17 protein-coding genes and 1 pseudogene are annotated in these 20468 nt (G+C 27.8%); 3 read left to right on the plus strand and 15 right to left on the minus strand.

The window, feature by feature from the left end:
• Positions 1-388 precede the first annotated feature (388 nt).
• From BN2920_RS15510 to BN2920_RS15540, 7 genes are read right to left on the minus strand one after another with little or no spacing between them, the layout of a single operon-like run.
• Positions 389-2644 (minus strand): cellulose biosynthesis cyclic di-GMP-binding regulatory protein BcsB, encoded by a 2256-nt coding sequence (locus tag BN2920_RS15510; protein ID WP_058295886.1) that lies wholly within the window; start codon positions 2642-2644, stop codon positions 389-391.
• Between the two features lie 29 nt (positions 2645-2673).
• Positions 2674-3930 (minus strand): glycosyltransferase family 2 protein, encoded by a 1257-nt coding sequence (locus BN2920_RS15515; RefSeq protein WP_242868400.1) that lies wholly within the window; start codon positions 3928-3930, stop codon positions 2674-2676.
• 29 nt (positions 3931-3959) lie between these two features.
• Positions 3960-5498 (minus strand): DUF2334 domain-containing protein, encoded by a 1539-nt coding sequence (locus BN2920_RS15520; RefSeq protein WP_058295888.1) that lies wholly within the window; start codon positions 5496-5498, stop codon positions 3960-3962.
• The gene (locus BN2920_RS15525) at positions 5488-6351 is read right to left on the minus strand and encodes a GGDEF domain-containing protein (RefSeq protein ID WP_058295889.1); all 864 of its coding nucleotides are present in this window, start codon (positions 6349-6351) and stop codon (positions 5488-5490) included. The genes BN2920_RS15520 and BN2920_RS15525 overlap by 11 nt, the downstream gene beginning before the upstream one ends.
• Positions 6351-7904: a glycan biosynthesis hexose transferase WsfD gene (gene wsfD / locus BN2920_RS15530; protein WP_058295890.1), complete on the minus strand. Its 1554-nt coding sequence runs from the start codon at positions 7902-7904 to the stop codon at positions 6351-6353. Before wsfD ends, BN2920_RS15525 begins: the two co-directional genes overlap by 1 nt.
• On the minus strand, positions 7897-9543 hold the full coding sequence (locus BN2920_RS15535) for a TlpA family protein disulfide reductase (RefSeq protein WP_058295891.1): 1647 nt from the start codon (positions 9541-9543) through the stop codon (positions 7897-7899). Before BN2920_RS15535 ends, wsfD begins: the two co-directional genes overlap by 8 nt.
• Before the next feature lie 42 nt (positions 9544-9585).
• A complete protein-coding gene (locus BN2920_RS15540) occupies positions 9586-11337 on the minus strand; it encodes a glycosyltransferase family 39 protein (RefSeq protein WP_058295892.1) in 1752 nt (583 codons plus the stop codon).
• A gap of 248 nt (positions 11338-11585) precedes the next feature.
• Here BN2920_RS15540 and BN2920_RS15545 point away from each other — a divergent pair, with 248 nt between their 5' ends.
• The 3 genes and pseudogenes from BN2920_RS15545 (at position 11586) to BN2920_RS15555 (ending at position 12773) form a co-directional block, all read left to right on the plus strand.
• Positions 11586-11939: a rubredoxin-like domain-containing protein gene (locus BN2920_RS15545; protein WP_157065786.1), complete on the plus strand. Its 354-nt coding sequence runs from the start codon at positions 11586-11588 to the stop codon at positions 11937-11939.
• Positions 11938-12384, plus strand: a pseudogene (locus BN2920_RS15550) (ferritin-like domain-containing protein); the annotation flags it as partial. The gene BN2920_RS15545 and the pseudogene BN2920_RS15550, both read left to right, overlap by 2 nt.
• Positions 12385-12452: 68 nt before the next feature.
• A complete protein-coding gene (locus tag BN2920_RS15555; protein ID WP_058295893.1) occupies positions 12453-12773 on the plus strand; it encodes a DUF1540 domain-containing protein in 321 nt (106 codons plus the stop codon).
• Positions 12774-12841: 68 nt separating this feature from the next.
• Here BN2920_RS15555 and BN2920_RS15560 read toward each other — a convergent pair whose 3' ends face one another.
• From BN2920_RS15560 to BN2920_RS15595, 8 genes are all read right to left on the minus strand, one after another.
• Positions 12842-13282 carry a GNAT family N-acetyltransferase gene (locus tag BN2920_RS15560; RefSeq protein WP_058295894.1) on the minus strand — a complete coding sequence of 147 codons (441 nt, stop codon included), beginning with the start codon at positions 13280-13282 and terminating at the stop codon, positions 12842-12844.
• A 32-nt stretch (positions 13283-13314) separates the two neighbouring features.
• A complete protein-coding gene (locus BN2920_RS15565) occupies positions 13315-13809 on the minus strand; it encodes an HD domain-containing protein (protein WP_058295895.1) in 495 nt (164 codons plus the stop codon).
• Between the two features lie 163 nt (positions 13810-13972).
• The gene (locus BN2920_RS15570) at positions 13973-15544 is read right to left on the minus strand and encodes an ABC transporter permease/substrate-binding protein (protein WP_058295896.1); all 1572 of its coding nucleotides are present in this window, start codon (positions 15542-15544) and stop codon (positions 13973-13975) included.
• A gap of 1 nt (position 15545) precedes the next feature.
• Positions 15546-16673 carry an ABC transporter ATP-binding protein gene (locus tag BN2920_RS15575; protein WP_058295897.1) on the minus strand — a complete coding sequence of 376 codons (1128 nt, stop codon included), beginning with the start codon at positions 16671-16673 and terminating at the stop codon, positions 15546-15548.
• 451 nt (positions 16674-17124) lie between these two features.
• Positions 17125-17772: a GntR family transcriptional regulator gene (locus BN2920_RS15580; RefSeq protein WP_058295898.1), complete on the minus strand. Its 648-nt coding sequence runs from the start codon at positions 17770-17772 to the stop codon at positions 17125-17127.
• A 171-nt stretch (positions 17773-17943) separates the two neighbouring features.
• A complete protein-coding gene (gene ribH, locus BN2920_RS15585) occupies positions 17944-18402 on the minus strand; it encodes a 6,7-dimethyl-8-ribityllumazine synthase (RefSeq protein ID WP_058295899.1) in 459 nt (152 codons plus the stop codon).
• Between the two features lie 193 nt (positions 18403-18595).
• Positions 18596-19789, minus strand: a complete 1194-nt coding sequence (locus tag BN2920_RS15590; protein ID WP_058295900.1) for a bifunctional 3,4-dihydroxy-2-butanone-4-phosphate synthase/GTP cyclohydrolase II — start codon at positions 19787-19789, stop codon at positions 18596-18598.
• A 12-nt stretch (positions 19790-19801) separates the two neighbouring features.
• Positions 19802-20455 carry a riboflavin synthase gene (locus tag BN2920_RS15595; protein ID WP_058295901.1) on the minus strand — a complete coding sequence of 218 codons (654 nt, stop codon included), beginning with the start codon at positions 20453-20455 and terminating at the stop codon, positions 19802-19804.
• Positions 20456-20468 lie beyond the last annotated feature (13 nt).

A 20468-nucleotide genomic window follows, 5' to 3' on the forward strand; every position in this document is an offset into this window, starting at 1 on the left:
TGTAATTATTTTATTATCTGATTCTTCAAGAGTAGTTTTTATATTTTTAATTAATTCAATACTCAAATAAAAAAATCGCCAAGGCGACTATGATATAGTCTTCTATAAAAATGCAAATCAAATAGAATACAATAGCTTTTATAAAACGTAATCCTTTAAGCCGTCGATTTTTTCAGCGCACTCTGGATTTTCTGAGCTTGCCGAATAAAAGGCAGGCGCATATAATTTATTTTTTATTCTTTAGGAATTATGCATTAGTCTATTGCAATATTTTTTTAAATAACTTATCCACAGATTGTCCGTCAATATAATTTCCTAAAGAATAAAAAAGACTATAAATGAATATCCACTCATCTCTAGTCTTCTTTAAATATCATTATTTTTTAATTTATTTATCTTTATTATTACGCATTTTATTTCTAACTAAAATAAATACTATGCCTAAAAATAAAATAAGCATAATTGAAGTTGAAGCTAAAGTATATAAAAAATATTGCTTATTTTCGATAATCTTCTTACCTAAAGAAGGCTTTACCTTTTCCTCTACATCTTTTTGAAATCTATACATTTTAGCATCTAAGTTATCATCAATTAGGATACAATCATCTTTTAATGCCCATGTAAGTTTTTCATCCTTTATAAATTTATCAATATATTCTAAAGAACTATCTTTAGCACCTGTAAGCACCAAAATTGCTTGTCCTTCTTCATATGGAGATGATAGTAACTGCATAGTTCCAACATTCTCTGCATAATTATTTGATAAAATCAGCTTTTCATTAGACAATAACTTTGTATTGCTTTCATCATATTTAAAATATAAATTTTTGTTTAAATTGCTTATAAATTTATTACTTTTTGGTGTACCAACAGCTATAATATTTTTATCTTTATAATTTACTGAGCTATTCAAGCAGTCACTTCCTCGGCAAACCTCTATATTTCCATATGGATCTGCACTTTTCCCATAAATAGCAAGCATTTTACCTGCTAATGTAAGTTCTTGTGCTTTTGCTTCATCAGGAATTACTATTAATACCTGGTTGAATCTTTCATCTTTTTGGAATGGATGTGGCAATGTGTCAAATTTAGGTACTATTGATGTATTTATTGGCAAATACAATATAGAATCCTTTGTTACATACGCCCACGGCATATCCATTTGTCTTGGTGTACAAATAAGATCTTGTATTTCTAAATCAAATGCTATGGACACCTTGCCAGCAGAAGTTCCTACAACATCTGCTGGAATTGTAAATGTTAATTCATCTCCTGATGATCTTTCTTTAGTTAATTTCTTACTTGCAATTGGAGTCTCTCCCCAATACACAGTAATTAATGAACGTGTAAAGTCTAAATTTTCACTATACCTAAACTTTAATGAAATTTTTCCTGCTGAAGATAATATATAGTCATTCAATGTAGATAAATACAAATCACTCTTTTGTCTAAATGGTCCTATAAATACCATTCCTCCATCAGTAAGGCTTTCAATTGTATAAGTATACGCTGAACTATCATTTAATTTAGTAGAATTCTTTATTACATCCGCACTTCCAATCCTCACCATAGCTACATTACTATTTTCTTGATCAACTCTATTTTCATCTGAAATCATCCGTGCACATTCTATTAGTCCTTCTTCTTTATTTGATACTAATAAAAGCATAGGATTTCCATTTGCATCATTAATAAATAACACAACTCCATTATCATTTAATTCTTTAGTATAAGGTGATACATATTCTTTCATCTCACTAGGCAGATTTTTGGTAAGTGAAACTAAAATAGTGTTTGATGAGTTGAATTTTCTATAATCACTGTATGAACCCATATTTAAATTATTTTCTTCAGATGTCTTTGTTCCTAAATTAGCAGCCAAAATCATAGAAGCAGATAATTCTCCGTTATCCTTTTTATCAGATACTAAGATAGCTGTATCTTTTGCTGTAGGATCCATAGTCGATATAAAGGGGTATGGATAATATGAAATCTTGTTATTATGATTTTCTACTTCATACCCAATTCTTGCATATGAATTTTTACTTATATTTATCCAGTTAGCACCTGAATAATCATCTATACATCCTTCATCATTATATAATCTTACATAACCTGATACTCCCAGGTTATTAAATCCCTCTTTTAATAATTCTACTGGAATTACTGCATATATTATTTGAGGTCCACTATTTTCATATTTGATTTTGCAAGAATAAAATGGCTTATTATTAATTGAAAATGTTATAGTTGCAGGAATATCAGTAATTAATTGACTTAAGGAATATTGTATACTAACTATTGCATACTTTGTATTCCAATACTTTGGTATTTTAAAATATAAGCTTTCTGTTGATAAAATCCCATTAAGTGTTTTATCAGAGCTCCATGAAAAATCTGATGAATAAGTTGTTTTGGCAACTTCTGGAAAATCAACAATTGTCTTGCTTGGTTCACTAAGCATAGTTGAAATAATGCTATTTATTCCTTCTTCATTTGTTACTCTTTCTTCTTTATCGTCATTTTGCGGTTCTGCAAAACAATATGTAGATTGCACAAATAATGCTATTATACCTGTCACAAATATACATAATACTTTTTTACATATGCTGCATTTTTTATATTTTTCATTTAATCTCCCCATATTATTAACTCTCCACCCCACTAATATATTTATGATTCAATTGACCGCTCTGTCTTATACCAATTTACTTCACGTTTAAAAATAACATCATTCAATGTTTGTACTATAGCATTTAGTACCACAAATACCCACAATTTAGAATACGTAAATAACATTATTATTACTAAAAATAATGTCTTAAAATTAAATTCATTTTTCTCTACTGCAACGGTAATTAATATATTAAGAATAAATATTAAAATAGCCATTCCCCATAATAATGTAGAAAATCCACCTAATGTAACATGAGTTATTCCTAATATACCTAATACAAAAATACTATCTGAACAAATTAATGATATTAGCATAAGAACATACACGCTGCAGTAATATAGTACATCTAGACGCATTGCTCCTGCACTTTTGTCCAAAATGTATTTAAAATTTGATGAAATAACATATAAATTTCCTTTTGCCCAACGTGTTCTCTGTTTAAACCATACTCTAAGTGAATGTGGTTCTTGCTCCCAAGTTACTGCAAATGGTATAAACTTTATTGCATATCCCATTCTATATATTCTAAAGCTTATTTCAGTATCTTCTGCTAATGCCTTTGTATCCCATCCACCTATTTCTTCTATAATACTTCTCCTTATTACAAAGTTAGTTCCTGGAATTGTACATAATTTAAAAAAGAACCATCTTCCGGCTTGATTCATACATTGATATGCTAAAGTCTCTATATTTACAAATCTTGTAATAAGAGATGCATTTTTATTTCTAGTTCTGAACTTTCCTATAACTGCGCCTAACTTATCGTCTTCCATTAAATTTTCCACAAGTATTCTTAAAGAATCTTTCTCCGGAGTATTATCGGCATCATATATTGATATAACACTGCCACTTGCAATGGAAAAGCCTATATTGAGTGCATTGGATTTTCCTTTACCTCCTACAATATTATCAGTATTTATGACTATTATTTTTCTATCCTTATTCTTTTCTTGGATTTCATGTAATACCTTTGCTGAATCATCATTTGAATTATCGTTTATAACTATTATTTCAAACTTATCTTTTGGATAATCAAACTCTAATAATGATAAAACTGTCCTTTTTATTACGATACTTTCATTATGAGCTGGGACCATAATTGATACCATTGGATATTCATCTAGCTCTATGGATTTATTATCTTTCTTTGCTTTTATATAATAAATAAATCCTCCTACAGACAAAAATACATTTATAAGCATTAAAATCCATATACATAAAATTGCAAACAGTGATAAATAATCAATTAGCATCAGAATACCCCCTTAAAATTTAAAACATATTAATGAAAGAAACTCCTTTTGTTATTTTTTCTTGCTATTATAATAAAAATTATAAAGATAAAAGAAATTATACCTACAAATACTAATAAAACTTTATTGCTATTTGACATTAATCTTGCCATTCGTCCAACAATATTTCTTTTATAATCAAAATTTTCTTCATACTTAAATGGCTCATAGCTTAATGAAACTACTTTTCCTTGAAATTTTAATATTTTATTTTCATATTTTAAAACATACTGATTTGTATATACTGATTGATCCATATCCCACATACTTTTCATCAGTACATTAGATTTCATTATTATATCTATTGTTTCTTCTATATCTTCTATGCTGTCATTTATATTCAAGTAAACTGCTGTTGAATGAACTCTTATAGGGCAAAATTCTTTATCATTTAGCATTAATGCTGGTGAAACTATATTGTGTCCATCATTATAAATCTCATTATTAAAATTATTTTTGTTCCTTTCTTCATTGCTAGATTCATATAAAAATATTGTTTTAAATCTTCTTAATATATTTTGTCCATTTTTGCTATAAATCCAATCTTTAGGTGCTTCTAAGCCAATTGGATAAACATTGTATTGAGAATAGGCTAAATATGAAGTATTAATTTTTTCATTTATTTCTTCTTCAATTACTTCTTCTCTTTGTATAATTGGACTATGGAGTATTATTGCCCCTCCATTGCTCTGAGCATATGAAAGTATTTCACAAAACTTTTTCATTGCTGGATATTCCGAATTTATATATATTGGCATGACACTTATTATATATGGAATCCTATACTTATTCATTATTTCAATTACATTAAATAATTTTTCTGGGTCTACAAATGGATATATTCCATCAAGAACAATATATTGTGCGTAATTGTGTGGAAGCCCTTTATATTGCCACATCCATAATGCAATTTCTTGAGTCAGCATTGCTTTTAAAATATCATTATCACAATCATATACTGCAATATAAGATAAATTTCCACTCCGCACAGAATAATTCCCTGAATACTTTACAGAAGCAATTTTCCCGCTTGCATATTCAAAATCCCCTTTAAGTAATATAGTATCATCTGTTTTTAAATATAAAGAAATGTCTTTTTCATTAGAGAAGTTATAATTTATCTCATATTCACTTTTACCTTGTTCTACATACCCAATCGAATTATCCATATAATTAATTATATGTTTTATTAATCCATTACCTATTACCATAAACTTATTATTACACTTATATAGTTTCTGTATAAATTTATCATCTGCATTTTCTTTCTCACTATATATAATAATATTGTTGAATTTATCAAGTTTATTTACTGAGTCCTCTATGCTGCTATATGAAACTTTATATCCAAGATAAGTTAAAATATCTGAAATAGAACCAATTTCCTTTTCATTAGATGAATTCTTATCATAAAGCAAAAGAATATCTCCATCATCACTTCCTTTACCATTTGCATATACTATATTGGTAATGCTCATAAGAAATATGATGCCTACTAGTATTATGGTAGTTATTTTCTTATACATCATACTGCATCTCGCCTTCTACTTTACTTTTATAGCCAATGACATCATCACCAAATTCAGAATTATATTCCTTAAATCCAATTTGTATATCTACAATTATTGATCTATCTGCTATTCCCCAAAATGAATTATTCTGTCCCATAGAATTTTTAATACGCTTAGCTACAATATTTGCGCCTTCTGAGTCACAAGTTAAAATAGTCCCTATTTTTCCATGCTCTTCAAGTACAAATAATTTATCCTCAAACCTAATTGTATCTTGAAATATCTTAGCCATTTTTTGTAATAATTCTTCATATTCATTTTTACTTAATATTTTTCGTAATTCTTCTCCATAACGTAATTTAGCTATCATCACTGTTATTGGAAGATTATTACGCTGGCTATATTTGATTGTGGATCTTAAATCATGATAAAAACAATTTATATTATATAATCCAGTTAATGGATCTATCATAATTGCTTTTTCAACCTGTTCTTTCAATAAAATATTTTCTAATTCTATTTTACTTAATGTCTTTGTATATAACATTATTGATAGCACTGATACTATTGGCAATATGATCCATAAATAATTAACAAGTGAAACATTTATTCCTTGAGAGTATATTTGAAATATTTTATATGATGTATAAAATACTGTCTGAGCTGCTGCTATAACAATTCCATATATATAACTAGAAAATACAGTAAGAAGTATTCCTAAGAACATTGTAATAATCATAATTTCATTTTCCAGCCTATACTGTGAATCTGATACATAGGTAATTAAAGTAACTATTGAAATTGTTATAATAAAAAGCAACATACCAAAATCTTGAATTAAATAGTTATAATTCCTTTTCTTATCAGACATTATTCCCCTCCATTCTGAATTATATTTAATTTGTGAAATATTCCTGAGAAACAAAAGTAAATAAGTAAATCAATAGATAAACTAAAGATAAATATATGCTTATTTAATTCTGAATCTCCACTCATAACTATAGCCTGAATTGCTTGATATAATCCTGAAAAAATAACTAACATCATTATTTCTAGTGTCATATTATTACCTTTTTTATCAATTAAAAATAATCTCCTGGACTTATTTCCCCATAAAATAATAGTAAGTACATATAGCACAATTACAACCCCTATTGTCTTAGGTGCTGATTGCATTTTAAATGTGCTCCAGGATGACCAAAATAAGCTCTTGGCTTTTGGATTAAAACCAGCTTCTTTTTCATAATTTCCGCTGTAGGATATTCTTGTATTAAATGCTTCTTTTGAAGCTATATTTAACATATATACCATTGATATAGGATGCTTAATGTAATATTTGATTATATCAATTGAATTATATTTATCAAAAAATCCATTATTTAAGCTTTCATTTGCCCCTGTTGTAAGAGGGTAAAAATCATTTGTATTAGTATCTGCTAATACAGAATAATTAGAATCTATTCCAAACTCTTTTAATGTTTCTTCAGGATTTTTTGACTGAAGTAATATTCCTCTTGTCATAGCGTTATATTTACTTGATAATGTAAAATTACTTTCAAGATTAGAGCTTGACCATAAAAAGCTAAAAAATAATATCATACTTACAAAAACACATAAAGCCTTATATAAAACTTTTCTTTCCATAAAGATGAATCTTACAGATAAAATTCCCAGAAAAATGCCTAGAACTGAATATTGTTTTTCTGATGTAATTAAAATAACACCGCTAATTGTGTACAATATTAACCATAAAATATCACTATCTTTATTATTAAAAGATAGTGCAGAGCAAATACATAGAAGAAAGCAAATAAAAACTAATGGTTCAGAATAAAAAGAACAAAAATAAGTAGTATATGATACATCTGAAAATATTATAATTCCCAAAATTCCTATTATTACACCTTCTGTAAAGTTATTCACTCTCTTTGCTGCATGAGTTACAATTATAAAAAATGCAGGAATAAACAATATGGTATATACTAGTCCCATAAACCTCATATCAAAAAAAGAATCCTTAGTAAAAATCTTATCCAGATTCAATGCAATTTTTATAAAGATATTAACACTAGATATTCCTTTTTCTCCTATAAAGGCCTTTTCCGGTGATACCATGTATCTGCGATTATAATAATTGAAGTAATTATCTTCCCTATTCTCCCCTATATGATCTATTCCGAAATGTCTCATATTTCTAGAAAATGATCCATCATCAGAAATTCCTAAGTATGGATATACAAATAACATGTAAACTATTAAAAATAAGGCAATAACACTTGACCATAACCCTATTGTTCTAGCTGAATATTTATCTTTCATCTTCTCATTTATTTTATTAATATAATTACTTATAAAATTATATATTTTCCTTATAATCTTATAACTTCTTAAAACCCACTTAAACTCATCTTTATTCTCATTCATTTTGATCATTACTCCTCTCTTCAAGCCTTCCATAGGCTAATAGCGCCATACATTGATCAAATGAATATATTTCTGTTCCATCTGCATTTCCAAAGGCTCCATCATATTCGTTTTGTGTATCATTTATCCTCATTTTTTCCATTCTGCTTAATGCTAAGTTTATTAATTCCTGATCATTCATCTCATTACCAATTAATGCAACAATAGCGTATACTGCTGTAGATTCATATTCATATCCGCTAACTACATCACCATTAACTTTATATCTTCCTAAAATTCCAGTATTTCTTATTGTATCTTTAATCCATGATACTGTATTTTCTTTAAGCTCACCTACTTCTACTAAATGAAGTAAAGTCATCATTGCCTCTGAACTATTTAGCTCATCCATGGTATAAGTTTCGCCATTATAATCATACTTACTATAATATAAAGGGAATTTATCACTTATATAACCATTTTCTACAATATCAATACAATTATCATAAACATCAATAAATCTTTTATCATTCTTAGATAATTCTTTTAATGTCTTAAAATCTGCATAGCATAAAGTTAATTTCTCTGCTTTTTCTTTATACTTAAAATCGTAACTATCTACTAATCTTTTTTTGCTTACATTGTATTTATAAATGGAATTTCTATATTTATTTAAATTTATATTTTCTATTCCAAATTTCAATTTTCCCTCATTTAAAGCTCTATAAATTCTCAAATCATCTATAGCTGCATTTACTCTAGTGGCATTTCCATCTTGAACCTTCCAAGATACCAGCCTATCTTTTTTCATATATTCATTTATATAATTAAGTGTATTATTAAATAGATTTTTATCATTTTTTAATAAGGAATATTCGAGCATAATGCCTTGTGACTCACTTAGTGTGCTTTTCTCTTTAGTTTCAGATTTAAATTTAATATTTACTCCACCTAAATGATTAGTTAATTTTTTTGTAATAAATCTTTCTGTAGCACTATGGGCTCCTTCTAATCCATAATTAATTAGTGATTCCAGTTCACCCGTGCTCTTAATTTCTCCCGCCTTATACGTTAAAATATTACCATTTCTATCTATTATTAATGTAGTTGGTACAATCTTAATTCCAAGTTCTTTATATATCTTTAAATTTTCATCAAATACTGTATGAAAAGGTATATTATTTTCATTTAAATATTTAATTGCACTTTCCTTGGTTTCCTTATCTCCATCTAGCTTATTTACTAAAAGAAATTCAACATTATCAAATTTGTTTACTATGTCTAAAAATTCATTTGATTTTTTTAGTTCTTCATTACAATATTTACACCAACTAGCCCAGAAGGTTATTACTACTACTTTTCCTTTTAAGTCTTTTATATTTAACTTACTTCCATCTTCTTTAGTAAAAAATATATTTTCACTTGTATCATATAAATTACAAGCTGTTGGTGAGAGATTCATTATTGTTGTTAACTCGGCAGGTCTTTCATCTTCATTTTTTTCACTATTATTATCTTTTAGTACATTTTCTTCACTATGATCGGTGCTGATTGGACCATTATTTAATACCAATAAAATAGTGCACGCAAAAAAGATAATACAGAAAAATACTATTAAATATAAACATGCCTTTGATATTCTTTCTAACTTGATTCTCATACGTCAACCCCTATATTAAAATATATATTGTTCATATAAAAATTATATTTTTTCGCTATATTCTTCAGTCACAGTTATTTTTACATGTCCTTCTATTATTGCTTTTTCCATATCAAAAAAGTTACTTTCTTCAGGAAAATTATGATTTTTCATTTTATTTAAGCTACTTTCTTCAGTTGCCTCTATATGTTTATTTTCTATTATAAAATCATGACTTGATGAATTATATGCAATCTTTTCTTTAGATAAATTCCTATAATATTTGTATATATCACCAACCCCTACTGCACCTAAAATAGATATAATCTGCATTGCATAATAATGATATCTTGGCTGACTTTCTAAACACATGTGAGTTATTACTGTACCAATAAATAATAAAATCATAGTGTGAGACAAATCGCTTTTTTTTAGTATAGCAATCATTCCTGCTAGCCATGAAAAAATTACTACAAACAAATAATAGTAATTACATACTTTCATATAATCATATAAATATTTTTCTATTTTGCTATTTAAGGTACCTTGATTATCCATGCATATGATATTTATTGCAGGGCTGTAATCATCATTATTCCAAAGCAATGTAAATTTTTTAAACATTAGATTAAATGTTCCGACATAATTATTTTTAACTCTTGTAATTGCTTTATCTCTGCATATTTTTTGAGCTTCTGTAGCTGAATTAGTAGTATTATAACTATCTTCTAAAAGTTTAGCATCTCCATCATTCCAACCCCCATCAGAATCTATATTCGTACCAACTAAAAGGTTATATCCAAATGAATCAATTCCATTTGCAACATTTCTGCCAATCCTATCTTCTATATGTGCTGTAATAACATTTGAGCATATTAGATAGCTGACTAATATTAATATGACACACCTCCAGCCTTTAGATATAAATACAAGTGAAACTGGAGTATCAAGAATATCTTTTTTAAGATATATCTTAGATGACAATAAGACAATAATAATAGCTATTAATAAAATCATTGCCATAGGTCTAACTGCTGAAGCAAACGCCAATAGCATTCCAAGTATGATATATTTAACTATTCCCATATATGATTGTCCACTAAATTCGTTATATTTTTTTGTTATATAAACAAACCATAGAAAACATCCAAATAGCATACAATTAAATACAGGTTCTGATGCAAGAAAGTTGCTAAAGAAAATTTGAGATGGCCAAAAAGTTGATATAAAAACAGCAAATAAAGCTGCAATACTTCCTGAAATATACCTAACAATTTTATATATAAAAAATGAACATACTATTGATGATAATACGCCAAAATAAAGACCTGTATTTAAACTATCACCAAATATTCTAAAAATTAATGATAATATATATGGGTACCCCATAACATGTGGAAACTTAGCAATATAATCACATAATCCTTCTCCTTCAGTACTTAGTGTTCCATTTTGTAATAATCGTGCAATATCGTAGTAAGTTTTATAATCAGATTCTAGTTTCATTGGTAGACTTTTAATAACTCTAATTCTTAAATATAATCCAGTTATTAAAATTAACATTAATATTATAAATTCTATAACTGATTTATTCTTCTTCATAAAGTCATGTATAAATTCTTTTGATAAAATATATAATACACAATTAAATAATAAAACTATAAAACAAGTAATAATTAAAAATGCTCCCATGTATAAAAAGTTATATTCGGAGCTTTTCCCCAAATTTTCTACACCACATATTATTATAAAAAGCATAATAACATTGAAAACTGCTATTGAGAAGTATGTAAATAAATTACTTTTAAATTCCATTTTGTATTCCTACCTATTCAAATTTTCCAGAGCGCTAAATGCAACATCAATATTTATATAATATGCTTGCTAATTGTATAATATTTCAATAATTAATTTTTTTCTTATGTCAAAAATAATTATACTTTTCTTCAACATCATAATAAGAATATTTTTAAATATATAATAATTTTATTATATATTGGTAACACTGTAATTAAGGTTTTAAATACCTGTAAATATATAAATTGTTTATGGAGGATTTTATAATGAAAAAATTTATTTGTACTGTGTGTGGATATATCCATGAAGGTGATACACCACCTGAAATCTGCCCTATTTGTAAAGTAGGAGCTGACAAATTTGAAGAAATGAAGGATGAATTAAATTTTGCTGATGAACATAGAATTGGTATAGCTGAAGGCTTAGATGATGAATTATTAGAAGGTTTACGTGCCAATTTCATGGGAGAATGTACTGAAGTTGGAATGTATATTGCAATGTCACGTGCTGCTGATAGAGAAGGTTACCCCGAAGTTGCAGAAGCTTATAAAAGAATTGCTTGGGAAGAAGCAGAGCATGCGGCTAAATTCGCTGAAATATTAGGTGAAGTAGTATNTTGAAGAAATGAAGGATGAATTAAATTTTGCTGATGAACATAGAATTGGTATAGCTGAAGGCTTAGATGATGAATTATTAGAAGGTTTACGTGCCAATTTCATGGGAGAATGTACTGAAGTTGGAATGTATATTGCAATGTCACGTGCTGCTGATAGAGAAGGTTACCCCGAAGTTGCAGAAGCTTATAAAAGAATTGCTTGGGAAGAAGCAGAGCATGCGGCTAAATTCGCTGAAATATTAGGTGAAGTAGTATGTCCTAGCTCAAAAAGCAATTTAAGTGCAAGAGTTGAAGCTGAATACGGTGCATGTGAAGGTAAAAAGAAACTTGCAACACTTGCTAAACAAAAGAATTTAGATGCTATTCATGATACTGTTCATGAAATGTGTAAAGATGAAGCTCGTCATGGTAGAGCATTCAAAGGATTACTTGATAGATATTTTAGCTAATATTTGTTATTAATTTATCAAAAGAATATTAATATTACTTTATATTATAATAAAAGGAGTTGTTTTTCGTGCAAAAAATTAATTGCGATGTACATAATTGTTCACATAACAAGGATGGTATTTGCTTTTCTAACAGAGTAGATATTGGAGGGGTATCTGCATCAAGTAGCTGTGGAACTTGTTGCGGATCATTTTTAAATAAATATTTATATAGTGATTTAACAGATAACACAAATTCTCAAGGCCAATGTGATTGTTTAATTTGTACTGCTGAAACTTGCAGATATAATGAAAATAAACTATGTTCATTATCATCTATTAATGTTTCTGGATCAAGATCTCAAATTTATTCAGAAACTGAATGTGCCAGCTTTGATTCAGCTGAATAATTTTCGTAATCTAAAATAGAATTTTAAAAGAACTTCTGAAAATAAGTATTCTCAGAAGTTCTTTTAATTTAAATCTTTTTATCCATCATAATCATATTATGACATGTATTATAACCATTCTTTTTATAAAATCCTACTGTCTTATCGCTTAAGCATGTTAGCAAGAATATTTTATTTATACCTTTATCTTTTAATTTATCTTCAAAATATTTAAGAAGCTTTGCACCTGTTCCTTTGCCTTGAATGCCTGCTCTTATGCAGAATTCTTTTATTTCAAAGTTTACTCCATCATAATAATATTCATCATGACCAAGTATCATTCCTAATATATTACCATTTTCACGACATATAATACCATATGCACCGTCATAGCTTAACATTTTTAATAATCGCTTAGCGGCTGTTTCTTCTGTCCATTTATCATTCCATGGCTCAGCATTAAAACATTCTACATACATTTTTGATAATTCGTCTATATCTCTATTAGTCATTTCATAATACTCTATCATTAACATGTCTCCTTAGCTTCAAAATAATTCTATTAACTCAAATATAATTTTTCTAAAAAGTTTGTTCCTGCTTTAGTTTTAAAATATTTATTTTTTATAGATACAATACTATCATGCTTTATTTCATCTTCATATATATTTACTAAAAAATCAGCTTCTACTAGTATTTGATAATCTATATTATCAATTTTACTATAAGTATGATGATGACCAATCAAAAAGCACACTCTATCTATTATTTTTTCATCAAAATCTAGCCCTTCAAGCATTTTTCTTGCAACTGGAGGTCCTTCTATTTCTTGATAATTTCCTGCTGAAGAATTATGCTTTTCTTCACTTATTTTAATTCCTATGTCATGCATTATTGCTGCTATTTCTAAAATATATTGTGTTTCTTCATCTAATTTTTCTAATTCTCCAATAGATTTAGAAAAGGAATATACTTTTAAGAAATGATTTATTCTTCTCGGATCATTTGCATAATAAGCTATCATTTCATTAATTATAATGCTTGTATTATTATTCATATCCTTTGCTTTAGTAATAGATTATTATATATTTCTCTTACTAAATTACCTTCTTTCTATAATTTTTTATTATAATTATATATTGATAATTATGTAATTACAACAAAAATATACTAATAACCATTTTCAAAATATGATTTATTAAAGTGAAAGAACTTATATTTTATACCAATCCTTGTTTTTCTAAAAAATCAACAGCTACATCTTTAGGGTCTTCTTTTAGTTCATCTACTCTATAATTTAATTCACTTACTATATCATCAGTCAATAAGTCACCTAACTCTTCAATTAAAGGCTTAATTTCAGGATATTTTTCTAAAGTTTCATAGTGTATAAGTGGAACTGCATAGTATGGTGGGAAGAAATTTTTATCATCTTCTAAAAGTGCTAAATCGTACTTTTTTAATAAACCATCAGTTGAGAATGCATCTACAACATCACTATCATTATTCATTAATGCTGCATACTTAGAACTTCCATCTATTCCTATCTCATCTTTGAAATTAAAGCCATATTTTTTCTTTAGTCCAACAACTCCATCTTCTCTGTTAAGGAATTCTAATGATGTAGTAGCCACAAACTGATCCCCTATTTTTGCTAGATCACTTATAGTATTTAAATTGTATTTTTCTGCTGTTTCTTTCTTTACAGCTAAAGCATAGGTGTTATTAAATTTCATTTGTTTTAATACCTCTATGTTATATTTATCTTTAAAATCTTTTTTTACTGTAGTATAAACTTTTTCTACATCAGATATAGCTGGATACTTAAGGATATCGCCATAGGCTGTACCACTATAATCAACATACATATCGATTGCTCCTGATTTTAATGCTGAAAATGCTATTTGAGTTCCTCCAAGTGAAAACTTACGATCTACAGAAATATCAGTTTTTCTCTCTATAAGTTCACTCAACATATTAGAAATAATTTCTTGCTCCGTGAAATCTTTACTTCCAATCGCTATTATCTTTTTATTGCTAATCTTCTGTGATCCAGTAACAACAAATACTAAAGCAATCAAACAACATGTAGTAGCTAAAACAACTTTTTGAATTCTTCTAGTCTTTGCTCTTTCTCTATTATTTTTAGTATTAGTTTTCTGTAAACTAATAGGTGTAACCAAACTTTCAACAATTCCCAATATTCCATCAACTAATAATGCTAATATACATGCTGGTATTGCACCTGCTAATATTTGATAATTATTGACTGTTCTTATTCCAGAAAAGACTAGATATCCTAATCCTCCACCTCCAATGAAAGCGGCCATAGTCATAAGTCCAACTGCTGTAACAGCTGATATTCTAATTCCTGACATAATAACAGGTAATGCAAGAGGGATTTGTACTTTTGTTAAAATTTGAAATTTAGTTAGTCCTATTCCTCTGGCTGCTTCTAACATTTGCTGATCTATATTATTAATTCCTGTAGTTGTATTCTTAATTATAGGTAAAAGTGAATATAAAATAACCATTACAATTGCTGGTGTTGTACCTATACCCAAAAATGGTATTGCAAATCCTAATAATGCCATGCTGGGAATTGCTTGTATCACACTAGCTATACCAATAACTGGTTTGTTTATTTTTTTTATATAACTTATAAGTATCCCTAATGGAATACCTATTAAAATAGCTATTCCTACTGATAATGCAGTAAGCTTTATGTGTTCAAATAACAAGGTAATTATTTGATCTTTTGCACCTAGTAAGTATTTAAATAATTCATTCATGCTAGCTCACCTCATCCGTATCTATAAATTGTCCACTAAGGGTGGTAACCAAACTGCTTTTAGTGATTATACCAATTAACTTTCCCTCATTGTCAACAACTGGTATTTGTGATATCTTATTTTCTTTTACAATTTCAAGAATATCAATTATTGTATCTTCTGGTTTCACAGTTACAAATTTATTGTTCATCATATTTTCTAATAATACACTTCTATCTGTCATCTTTTGAATTTGTTTTGCAGTAACAATTCCTAATAAATCATTACCTTTACTAATTACCATCAAGCTATCAACCTTATTTTTTTTCATTTTTTCTATGCATCTTAATAATGATGAACTTTTAAAGCAGGTAACTGGATTTTCAATCATAATGTCTTTAGCTCTAATAAATTCTGGAGAAGACCATATTCTATTTCTTCCTATGAATTCGCTTACAAAATCATTAGATGGGTTTTTTAGAATATTTTCAGGTGTATCATATTGTGCAATTTCGCCTTCATTCATTATACATATTCTATCTGATATTTTTATAGCTTCATCCATGTCATGAGTTACAAAGACAATGGTCTTCTTTAATGTATTTTGTAACTCCAATAATTCATCCTGCAATTGATTACGAGTTATAGGATCTAATGCACTAAATGGCTCGTCCATCAATATTACTTCTGGATTGGTAGCAAAAGCTCTTGCAACCCCAACTCTTTGTTGCTGTCCCCCACTTAATTCTGTTGGATAACGGTCTAAATACTCATCTTTCTCTAACCCTACCATCTCCATAAGTTCCACAGTTTTTTTACTTATTTTTTTCTTATCATTTTTTTCTATAGTTGATATAAGTTCAATATTTTCTCTTACCGTCATATGTGGAAATAATCCTGTTTGCTGAATTACATATCCAACGTTTCTTCTCAATTTAATGATATCTTTTGAAGCAATGTTTTCTCCATCAATTAGAATTTGTCCTGATGATGGATTTATTAAACGATTTATCATTTTCAAAGTAGTAGTTTTCCCACAGCCACTAGCACCTATTATTGATACTAATTCTCCTTTATTAATATTAAATGATATATCTTTCAATACTTTTTTATTTTTAAAATTCTTATTTACGTTTTTAAATTCTATCACAAAACCCTCTCCTTAATTATTTATTACAAAAAATATATCTTTATCTGAAATTTCATACTCATATTCAATTTGAATTCTCAGCATTTTATTTTTAATTGATTTGTACAATCAAACAACAGATATAAAGATATTAATTCATATGTTCTCACTACTTTATTTAATTTTACCTTTCTTCAATATATATATTTCTTATATGGAAATCATCAACAAATGTAGAGTTTTTTGTAGCAACTTATTATTTTAATAAAGTTGTTACTTTCCAGATTATGATAAGTAACAACTTTATTATATCATTAGGTTGTTTTTATTGTCAATTTCTTTCTATTATTTTAACTTTATGGTAAATGTTTAAATTCAGAAATTGGTACAATTCTATAATATCTGTATATCTTGAAAATAAAAGCATCTAGTACTAAATAATTAGTACCAGATGCTTTTATGTAAATCAATATTATTTATTTTCGTTATCTTCTACAGGATATAAAAATTTCTTTACGCGCTCATAGCATCCCTCATCACCTATAAAATAGAAAACATCATTTTCACGTAAAACAGCATATGGCCCCGGTGACATTTGAAGACAATCATCTCTTTTTATACATATAATCGTCGCTGAAGTATTATGCCAAAAATTTATTTCAGAAATTGTCTTATTTATATGTGGCGTTTCATTAGATATCTTTATTTCAAATGGTATGAAAGGATTTATAGATTTAAATCTATCTGTTCTATCTATCAATTCAAATAAATGTTCTTTTAAATACTCATTTTCTTTCTTTTGACGTTCCAAGCTTGCTAGTATTTCATTTCTTAAATCATTAACAGTTTTTACATCATTGTATTGCCTAATAAAATTAATTGCATTTTCAGTAGATTTAATTATAACACCACTACCTTTAGTAGTATCTACAATATCCATATCTGACAATATACAAATAGCCCTTCTAGCAGTTTCCGATGAAACTCCATACTGGCTAGCAAGAACAGAACGTGCATATATCTTTTGTCCTAATTCATAGTGCCCATTTGCTATTTTAGACGCGATATCAGCAGCAATTTGTTGATAAACAGGACTTACCAATTTTACTTTTTTCTCCATCTTAACTTCTATCCTCTTATTAAAATTATTATTAATTGTTCCAGCAGTATTTTACCATATTTTTTTATTTTTAACTATTACTATTTAAAAAAAGATAGGAATATATTTATATTAAACACTTCCTATCTTACCGTATCATTAATGAATTATATTTTATTATATTATTATTTATTAAATTTCTCTTAATAAGTTAGCCATTTCAATTGCTGAAACTGCACATTCATATCCCTTATTACCTGCTTTTGTTCCTGCTCTTTCAATAGCTTGTTCAATATTATTAGTAGTAAGTACTCCAAATAACACTGGTTTTTCTGTATCTAAAGATACGCTTGCTATTCCTTTTGATACTTCAGCACAGACATAATCATAATGAGATGTAGATCCTTTTATTACAGCACCTAAACATATCACAGCATCATATTTATCATTTTTAGCCATCTTTTTAGCTACAAGTGGTATTTCAAATGCCCCTGGTACATAAGCTACATCGATATCTTCTTCCCTAGCTCCATGTCTTTTTAAAGCATCAAAAGCTCCTTCTAAAAGTTTGCCACCTATAAATTCATTGAATCTTCCTACTACTATACCAAATTTTAATCCTTCTGCTATTAACTTTCCTTCAAATTTCATTTTTTTCCTCCTAAAATTTCATCTATTTAAATTTAATTTTTATCACAAACTGTACACTTACTAGTCTCTTATTATATAATTTTAACCTTATAAAACAACCAATCTATTTTTTTATTTAATATTCAGTATACATTTTTTCAATTAATTACTTCAAAATGTGCTAGTCTATTTCTTCTAGTAAGATAATAACAATTTATAATTCCAATAAATGATTCATTCTTTCTTTTTTAGTTTTCAAATAAAATACATCATTTTTATTAGGTTTAATTTGTATTGGTACTCTTTCAATCACTTTAATATCATTTTTCACCAATCCTTCTATTTTTGCCAAGTTATTTGTAATAAGCTTAACTTCACTGACTCCTAATATTTTTAGCATATCTGCACTTATCTTATAGTCTCTCATATCTTCTTCAAATCCTAAAGCTAAGTTTGCATCAACTGTATCTAAGCCTGTGTCTTGAAGAGCATATGCTTTAATTTTATTTAATAAACCTATTCCACGGCCTTCCTGTCTCATATATAGAAGTATTCCTGAACCTTCTTCTTCTATCATTTTCATAGCTGCTTCATACTGCTCACCACAATCACATTTTTTAGATCCAAATGCATCACCTGTTAAACATTCTGAATGAACTCGTGTAAGTATTGCTTCATTTTCACTTATGTCACCTTTAATTAAAGCTACATGGCATAATTCAGATTTTTTTTCCTTAAATCCAATCATTCTAAAATCTCCAAACTTAGTTGGAAGTTTTGCCTCAGCTTCTTTAGTAACTAAAATATCCTCCTTTCTTCTATAATTTATCAAATCTTTTATTGTTATCATCTTTAAATTATGTTTTTTTGCAAAAGCAAACAAATCATCACGTCTTGCCATAGTCCCATCATCTTTGATAATTTCACAAATAGCAGCACATCCTTTTAAGCCTGCAAGTTTTGCTAAATCAACTGAAGCTTCTGTATGTCCAATTCTGTCTAGAACACCACTCTTTTTTGCTATAAGTGGAAATATATGTCCTGGCCTTCTAAAATCACTATAATTATCAGATTCTGCAATTTTATTTATTGTTAAGGCTCTTTCATATGCAGATATCCCTGTTGTTGTATCCTTATAATCAATTGAAACAGTAAAAGCAGTTTCATGATTATCAGTATTATTCTCTACCATAGGATTAAGCTTAAGTTTATCTGCAATTTCCTCTTCAATTGGTACACACAAAAGACCTTTAGCATACTTAATCATAAAATTTACTGCCTCTGGAGTTGCCTTCTCAGCAGCTATAACTAGATCCCCTTCATTTTCTCTATCTTCATCATCTACTACTATAATCATTTTCCCGTTCTTTATGTCTTCTATCGCTTCTTCTATAGAATTAAATTTCATTTTATATCACTCCTAAAAACCATTCTTAATTAAAAATTCTCTTGTAATGTTGCTCTGTTTTTCTTTATCTTCTTTCTCCATAAAATTAGTAAACTTCTCTATATATTTTCCTACTAAATCACACTCTAAATTAACTTTTGAATTAAGGTTTTTATATATTAAATTTGTATTTTTTAAAGTGTGAGGAATTATAGAAACTTTAAACAACTCATCATCAACATATGCAACCGTAAGGCTTATACCATCAATACATATAGATCCTTTCTCAATTATATACTTGAGTATGTTTTTACCTGTTTTTATTGAAAACCAAGTCCCATCAATGTTTTCTTCTATAGATACTATTTGTCCAATTCCATCTATATGTCCACTGACAATATGCCCTCCAAGTCTTCCATTAAAGCACAGTGCTCTTTCTAAGTTAACTTTACTTTTATATTCACATTCTCCTAAGCTACTTCTTTGAAGAGTTTCTCCCATTATATCTGCTTTAAAATAGTTTTCTCCCTTTTCTGTGACAGTCAGGCATACACCATTAGTAGAAATGCTGTCACCAATATTGGTTTCTTGTAACACTTTAATACATTCTACTTTTATGACTCCAAATTCATTTCCTGTGCATAATTCTTTTACAGTTCCAACTTCCTCAATTATCCCAGTAAACATTTAACTCCTCCTT

It is taken from the genome of Clostridium neonatale, assembly GCF_001458595.1.
Lineage (GTDB): Bacteria > Bacillota > Clostridia > Clostridiales > Clostridiaceae > Clostridium > Clostridium neonatale.